Source organism: Sinorhizobium chiapasense, assembly GCF_036488675.1.
GTDB lineage: Bacteria > Pseudomonadota > Alphaproteobacteria > Rhizobiales > Rhizobiaceae > Sinorhizobium > Sinorhizobium chiapasense.
On the sequence record NZ_CP133148.1, the window covers coordinates 4,256,323 to 4,269,806 of the forward strand.

At 63.2% G+C, this 13,484-nt stretch carries 12 protein-coding genes and 1 pseudogene; 6 read left to right on the plus strand and 7 right to left on the minus strand.

Going from position 1 to position 13,484, the window contains the following annotated elements; translation table 11 throughout:
* Positions 1-133: 133 nt before the first annotated feature.
* The gene (locus tag RB548_RS20200; RefSeq protein ID WP_331372963.1) at positions 134-1,084 is read right to left on the minus strand and encodes an aldo/keto reductase; all 951 of its coding nucleotides are present in this window, start codon (positions 1,082-1,084) and stop codon (positions 134-136) included.
* A gap of 278 nt (positions 1,085-1,362) precedes the next feature.
* Here RB548_RS20200 and RB548_RS20205 point away from each other — a divergent pair, with 278 nt between their 5' ends.
* A complete protein-coding gene (locus RB548_RS20205) occupies positions 1,363-2,349 on the plus strand; it encodes a Gfo/Idh/MocA family protein (RefSeq protein WP_331372964.1) in 987 nt (328 codons plus the stop codon).
* A gap of 156 nt (positions 2,350-2,505) precedes the next feature.
* Complete coding sequence (locus RB548_RS20210) at positions 2,506-3,285, plus strand: helix-turn-helix domain-containing protein (RefSeq protein WP_331372965.1); 780 nt, start codon at positions 2,506-2,508, stop codon at positions 3,283-3,285.
* Positions 3,286-3,326: 41 nt separating this feature from the next.
* Here RB548_RS20210 and RB548_RS20215 read toward each other — a convergent pair whose 3' ends face one another.
* The 3 genes from RB548_RS20215 to RB548_RS20225 form a co-directional block, all read right to left on the minus strand.
* Positions 3,327-3,692 carry a DMT family transporter gene (locus tag RB548_RS20215; RefSeq protein WP_331372966.1) on the minus strand — a complete coding sequence of 122 codons (366 nt, stop codon included), beginning with the start codon at positions 3,690-3,692 and terminating at the stop codon, positions 3,327-3,329.
* A gap of 10 nt (positions 3,693-3,702) precedes the next feature.
* A complete protein-coding gene (locus tag RB548_RS20220; RefSeq protein ID WP_331372967.1) occupies positions 3,703-4,398 on the minus strand; it encodes a class I SAM-dependent methyltransferase in 696 nt (231 codons plus the stop codon).
* 80 nt (positions 4,399-4,478) lie between these two features.
* Positions 4,479-5,477: a glycosyltransferase gene (locus RB548_RS20225; RefSeq protein WP_331372968.1), complete on the minus strand. Its 999-nt coding sequence runs from the start codon at positions 5,475-5,477 to the stop codon at positions 4,479-4,481.
* A 266-nt stretch (positions 5,478-5,743) separates the two neighbouring features.
* On the opposite strand from RB548_RS20225, the gene RB548_RS20230 reads away from it, so the two are divergent.
* From RB548_RS20230 to RB548_RS20240, 3 genes and pseudogenes are all read left to right on the plus strand, one after another.
* Positions 5,744-7,597, plus strand: a complete 1,854-nt coding sequence (locus RB548_RS20230) for a hypothetical protein (RefSeq protein ID WP_331372969.1) — start codon at positions 5,744-5,746, stop codon at positions 7,595-7,597.
* 78 nt (positions 7,598-7,675) lie between these two features.
* A complete protein-coding gene (gene xseA, locus RB548_RS20235; protein WP_331372970.1) occupies positions 7,676-9,274 on the plus strand; it encodes an exodeoxyribonuclease VII large subunit in 1,599 nt (532 codons plus the stop codon).
* A 9-nt stretch (positions 9,275-9,283) separates the two neighbouring features.
* Positions 9,284-9,630 (plus strand): annotated as a pseudogene (locus RB548_RS20240) (NAD(P)H-dependent oxidoreductase); the annotation flags it as partial.
* A gap of 8 nt (positions 9,631-9,638) precedes the next feature.
* Here RB548_RS20240 and RB548_RS20245 read toward each other — a convergent pair.
* Entirely contained in the window at positions 9,639-10,136 is a 498-nt protein-coding gene (locus RB548_RS20245) for a MarR family winged helix-turn-helix transcriptional regulator (protein ID WP_331372971.1), read from the minus strand.
* 131 nt (positions 10,137-10,267) lie between these two features.
* Here RB548_RS20245 and RB548_RS20250 point away from each other — a divergent pair, with 131 nt between their 5' ends.
* The gene (locus tag RB548_RS20250; RefSeq protein ID WP_331372972.1) at positions 10,268-11,143 is read left to right on the plus strand and encodes an EamA family transporter; all 876 of its coding nucleotides are present in this window, start codon (positions 10,268-10,270) and stop codon (positions 11,141-11,143) included.
* 161 nt (positions 11,144-11,304) lie between these two features.
* On the opposite strand, the gene RB548_RS20255 is transcribed toward RB548_RS20250, so the two are convergent.
* Both RB548_RS20255 and RB548_RS20260 read right to left on the minus strand, forming a co-directional pair.
* On the minus strand, positions 11,305-12,561 hold the full coding sequence (locus RB548_RS20255) for an aminopeptidase (RefSeq protein ID WP_331372973.1): 1,257 nt from the start codon (positions 12,559-12,561) through the stop codon (positions 11,305-11,307).
* Between the two features lie 184 nt (positions 12,562-12,745).
* Positions 12,746-13,432, minus strand: a complete 687-nt coding sequence (locus RB548_RS20260) for a glutathione S-transferase family protein (RefSeq protein WP_331372974.1) — start codon at positions 13,430-13,432, stop codon at positions 12,746-12,748.
* Between the last annotated feature and the right edge of the window lie 52 nt (positions 13,433-13,484).

The window sequence follows — 13,484 nt, forward strand, 5'->3', positions numbered from 1 at the left end:
CTTCCTGTGGCGTCCGCTCCATTGCCATCGAAGCGGCTCCACGAGCTCGGACGTTGAAGGTGCCGCCGAGCGAACGACGTGCAAGTCCCTCCCCCTTGCGGGGAGGGGTTTTCGCGTCGCGTCGCCCTTTCCGCTAATCGCTCACCTCGTTGAGCCGTTGTATGGCGTCCTCTGACAGCCTCAATTCGGCCGACTTTACGAGGCTCTTCACTTGCTCGAGATTGGTCGCGCTCGCGATCGGCGCGGTCACGCCTTTGCGGGCGATGATCCAGGCAAGCGCGATTTCCGCCTGTTTCGCCCCGGTTTCCTCGGCGATTTCATCGAGCACGCCAAGGATGCGCATGCCGCGCCCGTCGAGGTATCTCTCGACGCCGCCGCCGCGGGCCGAGCCCTCGAGATCCATGTGCGAGCGGTATTTTCCGGAGAGGAACCCCCTCGCCAGGCTGAAATAAGTGATGACGCTGATTTCCTCGGCGATGCAGAGGTCGCGCAAGGGGCCGTCATAGGACGCCCGGTCGTAGAGATTATATTCCGGTTGGAGCACGTCGTAGCGCGGCAGCCCCTTCGCCGCCGAGACGTCGAGAGCGTCGCGCAGTTGCGTTGCGTCGAGGTTCGATGCGCCGATGGCGCGGACCTTGCCTTCAGCGAGAAGCGCATCATAGGCGGCAAGCGTCTCCTCGTAAGGCGTCTCTGGATCCGGCCAGTGCGAGAGGTAAAGATCGATGTGGTCGGTCTGCAGACGTCGAAGCGAGTCCTCGACGGCCTCTACGATCCAGCGCCGCGAAAGGCCCTTGCGATCCGGCCCCAACTCCGACCCCACCTTGGTGACGATGACCGCCTCGTCGCGCGCACGCCCTGACTGCTTCAGCCACTTGCCGATGATCGTTTCGGATTCGCCACCCTTGTTTCCGGGCACCCATGTCGAATAGGCGTCCGCCGTATCGACGGCGTTGAAGCCGGCGTCGAAAAAAGCGTCGAGCAAGGCGAAGGATGTCTTCTCATCCGCTGTCCAGCCAAAGACGTTGCCGCCGAAAACGAGCGGCGCAATCGAGAGGCCGGTGCGGCCAAGTCTGCGCTTTTCCATGGTTTCGCTCCACCAGGTTGGATGAAAACAAGTCTGCGATCGGGAGGATTGCGGGCTGAAAGATAAGCCAGCATCGCGCAGAATGACACCTGCCAGATCACGATGATTTCGGGTCGTATCGACCCAAAATCGCAAACGTGATCGATTCCAAGCGAGGTGCGGGCGGAAGACCGCCCGCACTTTTCCATGATCCCGCTCTGGCGTTTTTCTGCGCGTCGCATGGTTGCTAGGTACGTACCTCGGGGTTAGTGTCGGCGCAGCCAGGAAGGAGTCTAGCCATGCTGCGTTTCGGAATTCTGTCGACGGCCAAGATCGGCCGCGAACTCGTCGTGCCTGCCATTCAGGATGCGGAAAACTGCGTGGTCTCGGCGGTCGCCAGCCGCGATCTCGCCAAGGCGAGGGCGATGGCCGATCGCTTCTCGGTGCAGCATGCGTTCGGATCCTACGAGGAAATGCTGGCATCCGACGTGATCGATGCCGTCTACATTCCGCTGCCGACCTCGCAGCACGTGGATTGGACGATCAAGGCCGCCGATGCCGGCAAACACGTGCTCTGCGAAAAGCCGATCGCGCTCAAGGCGGAGGAGATCGACGCGTTGATCGCGGCGCGCGACCGCAACAAGGTGCTGGTTTCGGAAGCCTTCATGGTGACGTACAGCCCGGTGTGGCGGAAGGTGCGCTCGCTGCTTGCTGAAGGGGCGATCGGCAAGCTCAGGCATGTCCAGGGCGCCTTCACCTATTACAATCGAGATCCCGGCAACATGCGCAACGTCCCGGAACTCGGCGGCGGCGGCCTGCCGGATATAGGTGTGTATCCGACGATCACGACCCGTTTCGTGACCGGCAAAGATCCGGTTCGTGTTCAGGCCAATACCGACCGCGACCCGGAATTCGGCACCGACATCTATTCGAGCGTGCGCGCCGATTTCGGTGATTTCGAACTGAGCTTCTACATCTCGACGCAGCTTGCCGCCCGCCAGGTCATGGTCTTCCACGGCGACGAGGGCTATATCGAGGTGAAGTCGCCCTTCAATGCGGACCGCTACGGCCGCGAGGAAGTGGAACTGACCAACCAGAACCACGCCCAGTCGCAGCTCTTCCGCTTCCAGGATGCGCGCCAGTACAAGCTCGAGGCCGAGGCGTTCTCGCGCGCGGCAACCGGGCAACCGGAGGAAGTGGTGACGCTCGAGAACTCGCGCCTTAACCAGAAGCTCATCGATGCCATCTACCGGGCGAGCGAAAAGGACGGTTGGGAGACGGTCTAAATCTAAACATTAGCCGGCGAATGATGGCCCGCCTCGAGCGGGCCATTTGTTGGAAGCTCCTCATGCTGCTGGTGAACATCAAACCGATTACCTCCGAGGTAATGGATTTTGCGCTTCCATTGGGCGAGTCTGCCGGCGCAGTGGAGGAAGGGACTCATGGAATTCGGCCGTCACCTGAAGGAATGGCGCGGGCATCGCCGCATGAGTCAGCTCGATCTCGCCGTCGCGGCGGGGATTTCGGCACGCCACCTTTCGTTCCTTGAAACCGGCCGGTCGAAACCGTCCGAGGGGATGATCCTGCGGCTGGCGTCGGTGCTCGATATCCCGGCCCGGGATCAGGGCCCGCTCTTTACTGCCGCAGGCTACCGGCCGCGGATGACGACGCGTCCCGCTCGCGGGCTCGATGCCATGCCCCCCGCCGTCGCAAGCGCGATCCGGTTGATGCTCGACCGCCATGCTCCCTATCCCGGACTCGTTTTCGACCATGAATACACCGTGCTGCTCACGACTCCCGCTTTTGCCGCACTTGCGGAAGCGACGAAGATACCCGTCAACCCAGGTCAGAACTTCCTCGACGCCTTCCTCGGATCGGAGAGCATCCGCACGCTCGTCATCAACTGGGAGGCGGCCGCCGCGGACCTGGTCCAACGCGTGCGCATGGAGGCATGGCTGCAGGGGCCACGCAGTCCCTTGCAAAGACGGCTGGAGCGGCTCGTCGTCGATCCGGCGGTCGCCCGGGCAATCGACAACTATCCCGACACCGAGCGGCTGCCGGTGCTGCCGGTTGAACTGCGCGTCGGCGCGGCTGAACTGCGCTTCATCACCACGCTTTCAACCTTCGGCTCGACTCAGGACGCGCTGGTCGAGGGTGTGCTGATCGAGTCCTTCTTTCCGGCCGACGACGCGACGCGGCGCTTCTTCGAACATCCGGATTGATGCTTGGCAGAAGCGAGGACGGATTTGTTGAGCGACGGGATTCAGGAATTTATGACGATCATGCCGCCGATGATGAGCGCGGCGCCGGCGGCGTAGCGGATGGTCAGGGCTTCGCCGAGAAAAAGCGCCGCAAACAGCGGTACGAAGCAGAATGTCAGCGCCATGAAGGAATAGGCAAGCGTCAGCGGCACGGATCTCAAGGTGAAGATCCAGATGATCGTACCGAGGCCATAGAGCGCGAGCGCCGCGAGAAGCGTCGGGTTTGCGAGAAGCGCCGTCAGGCCTTGGAAATCGAATCCGCCCGTTCTGGCGCTGGTCATCTTGAACAGGATCTGCCCGGTCGAAATCAGGATCGGCGTGAAGATCAGCCCAAACCAGACGGCCGGCGCGAGGTTAAAAGCCATCATCCGCGCAGCCTCACGACTTGTCTTCGCAATAGAAAATGTCGCGCCCGATGTCGACGCACTCATGCTGCTCCGGCACCGGATGCATCGCCCGCAGGAAAGAATGCGTGTAGGGGAAGAAGTTGAAATGCGGGTTGAAGGTGTAGCGGTATTCTCGCTCGCGCGGCACGACGATGATCACCCGCCGCCGAGAGACGCGCCGGAGCTCCGATATCGCTTGCCGGTAGTCGAGAATATGTTCGATCACGTGGGTGCAGACGACCGTGTCGAACTCTCCATCCGAAAACGGCAGTTCCTCGATCTTGGCGGCAACGTATTCGATGCCGTCGATCGCAGAGGCATCGTCAATGGCGAAATCGACGCCGGCGAGCCTCTCCAGGGCCGGGTTCGCGCTTCTGATCCGCTTCAAAAGCGCGCCGGTGCCGCAGCCGACGTCGCAGACGCTGGTGCCGCGAATTTCCGCCGCGATCTTGCGGATGCAGGCCTCGGAGTTATCGGTTCCTTCATGCACACGCGGATGCTGCCGGTAGAGCTGTTCGTACTCCGCCGCCGAGAGGAAGGGCGCTCGTTCGCGAAAGCGCGCGAGGTGGGAGATATGGTCGCCCCAGGCAAGGCTCGCCATCCCCCTGAAAAGGCGCGAATCGCGCAGGATCGGCGGAATGACGTCCTCGATGACGAAGCGTATGCGGTTTGTCGTTTCCCGGTTCATCGGCAATGTCCTTCGGGCAATTCCAGGAGAGTGGGTAACGGGTTTCCGTCCGGAATTGCGTAGGTTCAAAGAGTTAGTTCTCAGGCGGCGGCTTTCCTGCTCCGCCGCTTCGGCAGGGAGGCAGGGATTGCCGACGATTTTTCTACGTCGTACGGCCTTTGCCGGGCGATCGACATGTAGTGGATCCGCAGCTGCTCCGTTCGAGCGCGCGAGACGGAATCGAGGATGAGGCCGGCGGTGAAAAGCATGATCGCCACCAGCATGAGCGCCATCGAAAGAACCCAGGTCGGCAGGCGCGGCACGAGGCCTGTTGCGAAATATTCGATGAGCACCGGCGCCATGGAGATCAAGCTTGCGGTGAGGAAGGCCGTGCTGATCAGACCGAAAAACGCGAAGGGCCGCGTCTCCTTCATCAGCATGGCGAACATCCAGAGGATCTTGACCCCATCCCGGAAGGTCGAAAGCTTCGAATGGGAGCCCTCGGGCCGCCGGCCATAGTCGAGTTCAAGTTCGCTGACGGGCAGCTTGAGCCGGGATGCGTGCACGGACATTTCCGTTTCGATTTCGAATCCGTTGGAGACGGCGGGAAAGCTCTTCACGAAACGGCGCGAAAAGGCCCGATAGCCGGAAAAGATATCGCTGAAGTCGGTACCGAAGATCGAACGGTAAAGGAGATTGAAGACACGGTTGCCGAAGGCGTGGCCCTGGCGTCCCGCTTCAACCCGGATATCCCTGCGGGTTCCGACGACCATGTCCGCCTGCTCGGTCAGGAGCGTGCGAACGAGGTCTTCGGCATCCGCAGGCGCGTATGTGCCGTCCCCGTCGGCCATGACATAGATGTCCGCGTCGATATCGGCGAACATGCGCCGGACGACATGGCCCTTGCCCTGGCGGCGCTCGCGTACGACCGTGGCGCCGGCGAGCATCGCCACGAGCGGCGTGCCGTCGATGGAATTGTTGTCGTAGACATAGATGCGGGCGGATGGCAGCGCCGCCCTGAAGTCGCGTACGACCTGTCCGATCGTCGATGCCTCGTTGTAGCAAGGCAGGAGGATGGCGATGTCTAGCTGATCGGACATGGGGCGCTGCTCCGGTGGAGGGAACTCACGCGATCCTACACGTGATGCGGTTAACAAGACGCTATGTCTGGCGGGGCATCGACTGCGCGATCCAGAGGCGCCTCCGGCGCGGCTTTACGCTTTCTTGATTGGCGCTCGCTAAGATTGCGGCACACTTCAGGCGGAAGCCGTGACGCGGTTCTTCGCATCAAACGATCGATCACGCAGCGTCCTTGGGCCATTTCGATCCAATCGCAGCCATGATCCCAGCGCGGGTAGACAGTCCGATGGCAGAGACGGTTGGGACATTGATTGCGTCGGATGAGCACGCCGGTGCAAGGCACGCTCCGCTTTGGTCGCGATTGCCATGGATGGTCTTCGCCTGCGCTCTGCCTGTAATCGCCTTTTCCGCCATCAGGATGCTGCGCGCCGAGGACTATGTCGGCCGCGACAACGACGACGCGATGCGGCTCGTTCAGGTCCGCGACCTGCTGGCCGGTCAAAGCTGGTTCGACCTCACCCAGACGCGGCTCGGCCTTGATGGCGGCACCTTGATGCACTGGTCGCGTCTCATCGACCTGCCGCTCGCGGCACTCATCTCCCTCTTCGAGCCGATCGCTGGTGCTGAGCGAGCGGAAATGATCGCCTTGGCGATCTGGCCGTTTCTGCTGGTCTTGCCACTGCTTGCGGTCATGGGGCTGGCGGGCAGGCGGATCGGCGGCCCGCAATGCATGCATTTCTGCCTCGGATTGACGGCGATCTTCGTCGCGACCAGCAACCGCTTTCTGGCGGGAGCGATTGATCACCACAATGTCCAGCTCGTGCTGGTGGCGACAATGGCGGCGATGGTGGTCGATCAGCGATATCGGGCGATCAACTTCGCGCTCGCCGGTGTCGCCGCGGCCTTGGCAATCGCCATCGGCGTCGAGACGACGCCCTTCGTGGCGGTGATATGCCTCGTCGTCGCTGTTATCTGGGCCTGGGAGGGGCAAGTGTTTGCCGCCGCGGCCGTCGCCTTCGGTGCGGGTCTGGCAGCAACCGTGAGCGCCGCATTCTTCCTGACTGTGCCGCCTAGTCTTTATCGAGCCGTTACCTGCGATAGCCTCTCGATCGCATTCTATGCCTTGTCCGCGACGGGCGGCGTCTTGCTTGCCGGTGCGGCGGTCGTTGCAAGCCGCCTTGGCCGGCCTGCGCGGTTTGCCGTTCTCGCCGTCAACGGCTTCGTGATCGCAGGAGTGCTTCTCGGCATTGCGCCGGAGTGCCTGCGAAATCCGCTCTCCGATCTCGACCCGCTCCTCACCGAACTGTGGCTGGACCGAGTTATCGAGGCGCGATCATTCCTGTCCATCGCGGGGCAGGACCCGGGTAGCCTCGGCGGCTTCTATGCTGCAGGCCTCTTTGCCGTGGTGCTTTGCCTGTGGCGCATCAGGCGGGGCGAACGCACCGGCTTGTTCCTCATCCTGCTGGCCGTGGTTCTCATCAATTGGGGCATCGCGCTGATGCAGGTTCGGGCGGCCGTCTTCTCCAATCTGCTTTCCATACTGCCGATTTCGCTTCTGCTCGTCGATCTGAGATCAAAAACGATGCAGGAGGGCGGTGGTCCGTTCGCATCCGTCATTTATGTCGTGGCTGTGCTCGTTTCCGTCCCGGCTGTCTGGGCTGTAGCGGGCGAGCTGGCGGTTAACGGCGTCAAGGAAATGGCAGGCGACGCGGCCAGCGGGCAGCAGCGCGCGGGCCGTTGCTATTCAGCGGCGGCGATGGCGGATCTGCAGAAGATCGAGCCCACCCTTGTTATCGATCCGTCGAACATGGGTGCTTCGATCCTGCGCTTCACAGCGCATCGCGCCTTGAGCGCGCCCTATCACAGAAATCCGCAAGGGATGCTGACTGAACTGCGGATCGGATTGGCGGAGCCGGATGAGGCGGCGCCGATGCTGAAGGCGCTGGGCGGCCCGGTGCTGGCCTTCTGTGCCGACGACCCGCAGACGCGAACGATCGTCAAGAGGGAACCCAAGGGGCTTTATGGTCGTCTCGCCGCGGGAGAAATACCGGATTTCCTCGAACCATTGCCGGTTACGGCGGGGACGGGCGTAAAACTCTTCCGTCTCAAGGCGAGTGTTCTACCGCAAGTCGTGGAATAGTCCGGCCATTGGCAGAAAAATGGTAGATAGGGGCGCGCGGCTGCTGATATTCGGGGCGCTGTCGGGTACAAAGGGCGCATGAACTCGTCTTTCGATTCTCCTGCGCCGTCCAATCTCGCCGAATATTCGGTCTCGGAGCTTTCCGGCTCGATCAAGCGCACGGTCGAGCAGGCGTTCGACCAGGTTCGCGTGCGCGGCGAGATCTCCGGTTATCGCGGTCCCCACTCGTCGGGTCACGCCTATTTTTCGCTGAAGGATGATCGCGCCCGGATCGACGCGGTGATCTGGAAAAGCGCTTTTTCGCGGCTGAAGTTTCGCCCGGAAGAGGGGATGGAGGTCATCGCCACCGGCAAGGTGACGACCTTCCCCGGCTCGTCCAAATATCAGATCGTCATTGAATCGCTGGAGCCGGCGGGCGCCGGCGCGCTGATGGCACTCATCGAGGAGCGCAAGCGCAAGCTCGCGGCCGAGGGCCTGTTCGACGCCGGGCGCAAGCGGCCGCTGCCCTTCATGCCCAAGGTGATCGGCGTGGTGACCTCGCCGACCGGCGCCGTCATCCGCGACATTCTCCACCGGATCGCCGATCGTTTCCCGGTTCATGTCGTCGTCTGGCCTGTGCGCGTGCAGGGCGACGGATCGGGCGAGGAAGTGGCGGCAGCGATCCACGGCTTCAACGCGTTCGAAATCGGCGGACCCATTGCACGGCCCGACGTTCTCATCGTCGCCCGCGGCGGCGGCAGCCTCGAGGACCTCTGGAGCTTCAACGACGAGGCCGTCGTGCGCGCGGCGGCCGCGTCCGATATCCCGCTGATCTCGGCCGTCGGCCACGAGACGGACTGGACCCTGATCGACTATGCCGCCGACCAGCGGGCGCCGACGCCGACTGGCGCGGCCGAAATGGCCGTACCGGTGAAGGCCGACCTCGAGGCGGAATTGTCCGCATTGTCGGCGCGGCTGAAGGGGGCCGCTGGACGACAGATGGAGAACCGCCGGCAGGCGGTGCGCTCGCTTTCCCGCGCCCTGCCTTCGCTCGATCAGTTGCTGGCTCTGCCGCGCCGCCGTTTCGACGAGGCGTCGGCCGGCCTTGGCCGTGGCCTGCAAATGAATACCGCCAACAAGCGCCGTGCCTTCGAGCGGATAGGTGCGCATCTCCGGTCGGATCTGCTGACGACGAGGATCAGCGACCGCCGACGGCGCCTCTCGGAGGCGATGAACCGTGCCGAGCGGATCGTCGAGCGTCAGGTCCATCGCGGCCAGTCGCGCGTCTCCGCCGCCGACGCCTCGCTTCGCGCCCTGCCTTCGCGGCTCATCGGGCAGATCCACCGCGCCTCGGATCGCGTCGCGGGCCTTCGCGCACGGTCTGATGCTGCTATCGGCGGCGAGATGCGCAGGCTCAAGGGCGTGCTCACCGCGCAGGACCGGGTGCTGCAATCGCTATCTTATCGCAATGTGCTCAAGCGCGGCTTTGCGCTGGTGCGCGACGCGGCGGGCCACCCAGTGAAACAGGCGGCGGCGGTCGCGTCCGGCATGGCGCTTTCGCTGGAATTCGCCGATGGCAGCGTGTCGGCAGTCGCGGGCGAGGGCGGTTCGCCCCCTTCGCCGCAAGAGCCGAAAAAGCGTCAATCACGGTCGCCGGAGCCTGCTTCCGGGCCGCCCAAGCAGGGCAGCCTGTTTTAAGGAAGGCACGATGCGATGGTGCTCCTCTTTCCGCAGTAGCGGCTAAATTTCCCGGCGATCCTCGAGGCCTTTTCGATCGGGTCTTCGCGCGCGGTGTCGCCTTCGATCATAATGAGGCAGGCGGTCGTATTGTCCCGCTGGCGACAACATCAGGCTGTTCTGGGCGCTGACCAGCACGGGTTCACCCTGTTGGTCGTGCATCTTTACATGAGCAATCCGGTGCGCCGGCTGCTCACTCGCGACCTCGCCGCCCTATGCGGCAAGGTCTCGACTTCTGCATGATCAGCCTGCATGACATGGACCGGGCGACGGAGGCGAAGCGTAAGCGCCATATTGAGCGCGTGCGGGCTCTGTTGGGCTCAACTCATTCAAACGTCGCCAGGAACTTCCGGAGCAGCGCATTGAGCGCTTTCCGCTCCTCGGGTTCAAGGCCGGCGACCAGGCGCTGCTGGTTGGCGACATGGGCCGTTACCGCCGCGTCGATGCGCTTTTTCCCCTCCGGCGTCAGGGCGATGATCACCCCGCGCCGGTCTTCGGGATTGTCGAGCCGCTCGACGAGGCCGGCCTTCTCGAGTTGGTCGATACGGTTGGTCATGGTGCCCGAGGTGACCATGGTCGCGGCAAGTAATTCGCCGGGCGAAAGCTGAAAAGGGGGGCCGGAGCGCCGGAGCGTCGCCAGCACGTCGAAGCTCGCCGATGTCAGCTCGTATTCGGCGAAGACCGCTTCCTGCTCCCGGGCGATATGAGCCCTCAGCCGTCCCATACGCCCGAGAAGGCCCATCGCCGAAACGTCGAGTTCCGGCCGCTCCCGGCGCCACTGCGCCAGGATCTTGTCCACGTGGTCCTTGTCTGACTCTTCCATATCGATCCGCAACAGCGAGGCAGCATCGACCCCTTCCGCCGTCCTGTCCGATCTAAATCCCTTGATATCTTGACGTCAAGATAAATCCGGTTAGAATTATATCTTGACGTAAAGATACTTGAGATGAAGACATGAATACGCGCAACTTCGACATCGGCCTTACGGCCGTAGCACCGGCCATATGGGGAAGCACCTATCTGGTCACCACGGAATTCCTGCCACCCGGCTATCCGCTCACCGTCGCGATGCTGAGGGCTCTGCCGGCGGGGCTGCTTCTGCTGCTCGTCGTCCGGCAAATGCCGAAGGGCATCTGGTGGCTGCGCAGCTTTCTCTTGGGTGCACTCAACTTCTCGTTCTTCTGGGCGATGCTCTTCGTCTCCGCCTACCGGCTGCCGGGCGGCGTCGCCGCGACCGTCGGCGCCATTCAGCCGCTGATTGTCATCGTGCTGTCGCGGATCGTTCTCGGCTCGCCGATCCGGGCGCTCAGCGTCGGCGCAGGCGTGGCCGGCATAGCAGGGGTGGCGCTGCTAGTGCTGACGCCAAACGCAGCGCTCGATCCGGTAGGCGTTTTCGCCGGTATGGCCGGGGCCGTCTCAATGGCCTTCGGCACGGTGCTCAGCCGTCACTGGGCGCCGCCGGTCTCCCCGCTCACCTTCACCGCCTGGCAATTGACCGCCGGCGGCCTGCTGCTGGTGCCGGTCGCGCTCCTGCTGGAGCCCTCCTTGCCGCCGCTCACCATGGCGAACCTCATGGGTTTCGCCTATCTCGGCCTCATCGGTGCCGCCTTCACCTACGTTCTCTGGCTTCGCGGGCTTTCACGTCTGGAGCCGGCGCAGGTCTCGCCGCTCGGTTTTTTAAGCCCCGTTACGGCAATCCTGCTCGGCTGGGGCGTGCTCGAGCAGCAGCTCACGCCCGTGCAACTGATCGGCATCGCCGTCGTCTTCGCGAGCGTCTGGATGAGTCAGCAGGCACAAATGCCGCGCCGCGCGGCGCCCGTCCGAGCGTAGCGGGATGCGGCACGAATTCGCAAGAGTCAGGCGGAATTACCCCTCACCCTCCGCAGGCGGGGAGAGGGGACTTGGGCGATGCAGCGAGTCTCCTTCGCCCCGCTTGCGGGGAGAAGGTGGCCGGCAGGCCGGATGAGGGGCCGCTATTCGCGCATGACCGATCAGGCCCACTCGCCCCTCCGCATGACCGGCACGCGGCTGCCGTCCGCCCGTACGCCGTCGATATCGACCTTGTCCGAGCCGATCATCCAGTCGATGTGGATCAGGCTTGAATTGCCGCCCTGAGCCCGGATTTGCTCCTGGCTGAGGTTGGCGCCATCAAGGAAGCACTTCGAGTAGCATTGGCCGAGCGCAATGTGGCAGGAGGCGTTTTCGTCGAAGAGCGTGTTGTAGAAGAGAATGCCGCTTGCCGAGATCGGCGAGGAATGCGGCACCAGCGCCACTTCGCCGAGCCGGCGTGCGCCCTCGTCGGTGTCGAGAACCTTCTTCAGCACCTCCTCGCCGCGCGAGGCCCTGGCTTCGACGATCCGGCCGCCTTCGAAGCGCACCTGGATATCGTCGATCAGCGTGCCCTGGTGGGAGAGCGGCTTGGTGCTCGACACGTGGCCTTCGACGCGCAGCGCATGCGGCGTCGTGAACACCTCTTCGGTCGGGATGTTCGGGTTGCAGGTAATGCCGTTCTTGGCGGTCGAGGCGCCGCCATGCCATTCGTGGCCGTCCGCAAGCCCGACAGTCAGGTCGGTACCCGGGCCGGTGAAATGCAGCGCGGCGAAGCGCTCGCCGTTCAGCCATGCCGAGCGCCTGCTGAGGTTCTGGTTGTGCTCCTTCCAGGCGGCGATCGGGTCGTCGACATCGACGCGGGAGGCGGCGAAAATGGCGTTCGCCAGCTTCTCGACGGCGACCGTCTCGGGCTCGTCCGGAAACATCTGCTTCGCCCAGGAGGGGTTCGGATAGGAGACGATGTTCCAGTTGATGTCGAAGTTGGAGATCTTTTCGAGCGCCGGCTTGTAGGCGATCGAGTTCGCCTTGTTGGCGCGCGCGACCTTCGCCGGGTCCTGCGCCGAAAGCATCATCGGGTTGTCTCCGGCAATGGCGAGCCGCGCGGCGCCGCCCGCATAGGCTTTCGCCATGCCCTCGTAAAGCCAGTAGCTTGCGCGGTCGAAACTCTCGTCCGGCGCATGGGCGTAGCGGGCAAGCGTTGTATCCTCATCCGAGTAGAACGTCGTCACCAGTCCCGCGCCGGCCATATAGGCATGCTTGGTGATGAGGCGCACGAGTGGCAGCGCCGCGATCGGCGCGGTCACCACCAGGTCCTGGCCCCTCTGCAGCTGCAGGCCGACCTTGACTGCGACCTCCGCGAGCTTTTCGAGTTTTACGGGATCGACGGGGTTTCTTGCGGATTGAAGGGGGGCGTTCATCGCGGCTCCTGCTGTCCTCTCGCGCCGTTTCCTGAGGCCACGGCGTTGCCGGTGGAAGCGAGCGCATGCCTGGCTTACGGTGCCGTCGCCGCTTCGCCCGTCTGGGGGCGCGCGGTCCGGCGGCGCGCCCGTTTTAGACCGGTTTAGCCGAAAACAGAAGGCCTTTGCGATGTGGCCCCCCGTGTCATGCGGCGGCGCGCCTTGAGCGAAGAAGCGCCGCCTCGTGTTTTTCGAGAAAGGCCATCAATCGCTCGGGATAGTCTTCGGTTACCGCGGCTTTCACGCTTGCCCGTGCGGCAAGTGCCTTCCGCCAGGCGGTGACGCGTGGCATCTTGTCGAAGATGCCCATGTCTGAAATCGTGTCGAACACGTCGAAATAGCGGAAGATCGGCGCAAAAACGGCATCGACCAGGCTGAAATCGGCGCTTGCGAAATAGGGGTCATCGCCGAGTTCTGCTTCGACAGTCGCGAATTTCGTGTTGAGCACGCCGCGCTTTGTTTCGAGCACCTCGGCATCCTGGGTCGTTTCATAGATCCAGAGATCGGAGAGGATAGCAGATCCGAATTCCATCCAGCCGCGATGGCGCGCCCGCGTCAGCGGGTCGGCCGGGTGCAGTTTCACTCCCGGCTGGGTCTCTTCGAGATATTCGCAGATCACCGTGCTTTCGAACAGGATCGCTTCCCCTCCGTCCCGGGGGATGCGGAGCAGGGGCACCTTGCCGAGCGGTGAGATTTTCAGGAACCAGTCCGGTTTGTTGGCAAGATCGATATAGACGCGTTCGAACCGCACACCCTTTTCGGCGAGCGTGATCGCAGCGCGCTGGACGTACGGGCAGAGGTGGTGGCTGATCAGGGTCAGTGGCGCGGTCATTGGTAGTCTCCCGCTTTGGCGATGTAGATGCAATTGCATATATAACGACTTG

What these genes read in the sequence shown, in the direction of transcription:
- RB548_RS20200 (WP_331372963.1), bottom strand. Translation starts at nt 1,084, where the DNA reads ATGGAAAAGCGCAGACTTGGCCGCACCGGCCTCTCGATTGCGCCGCTC.
- RB548_RS20205 (WP_331372964.1), top strand. Translation starts at nt 1,363, where the DNA reads ATGCTGCGTTTCGGAATTCTGTCGACGGCCAAGATCGGCCGCGAACTC.
- RB548_RS20210 (WP_331372965.1), top strand. Translation starts at nt 2,506, where the DNA reads ATGGAATTCGGCCGTCACCTGAAGGAATGGCGCGGGCATCGCCGCATG.
- RB548_RS20215 (WP_331372966.1), bottom strand. Translation starts at nt 3,692, where the DNA reads ATGATGGCTTTTAACCTCGCGCCGGCCGTCTGGTTTGGGCTGATCTTC.
- RB548_RS20220 (WP_331372967.1), bottom strand. Translation starts at nt 4,398, where the DNA reads ATGAACCGGGAAACGACAAACCGCATACGCTTCGTCATCGAGGACGTC.
- RB548_RS20225 (WP_331372968.1), bottom strand. Translation starts at nt 5,477, where the DNA reads ATGTCCGATCAGCTAGACATCGCCATCCTCCTGCCTTGCTACAACGAG.
- RB548_RS20230 (WP_331372969.1), top strand. Translation starts at nt 5,744, where the DNA reads ATGGCAGAGACGGTTGGGACATTGATTGCGTCGGATGAGCACGCCGGT.
- xseA (WP_331372970.1), top strand. Translation starts at nt 7,676, where the DNA reads ATGAACTCGTCTTTCGATTCTCCTGCGCCGTCCAATCTCGCCGAATAT.
- RB548_RS20245 (WP_331372971.1), bottom strand. Translation starts at nt 10,136, where the DNA reads ATGGAAGAGTCAGACAAGGACCACGTGGACAAGATCCTGGCGCAGTGG.
- RB548_RS20250 (WP_331372972.1), top strand. Translation starts at nt 10,268, where the DNA reads ATGAATACGCGCAACTTCGACATCGGCCTTACGGCCGTAGCACCGGCC.
- RB548_RS20255 (WP_331372973.1), bottom strand. Translation starts at nt 12,561, where the DNA reads ATGAACGCCCCCCTTCAATCCGCAAGAAACCCCGTCGATCCCGTAAAA.
- RB548_RS20260 (WP_331372974.1), bottom strand. Translation starts at nt 13,432, where the DNA reads ATGACCGCGCCACTGACCCTGATCAGCCACCACCTCTGCCCGTACGTC.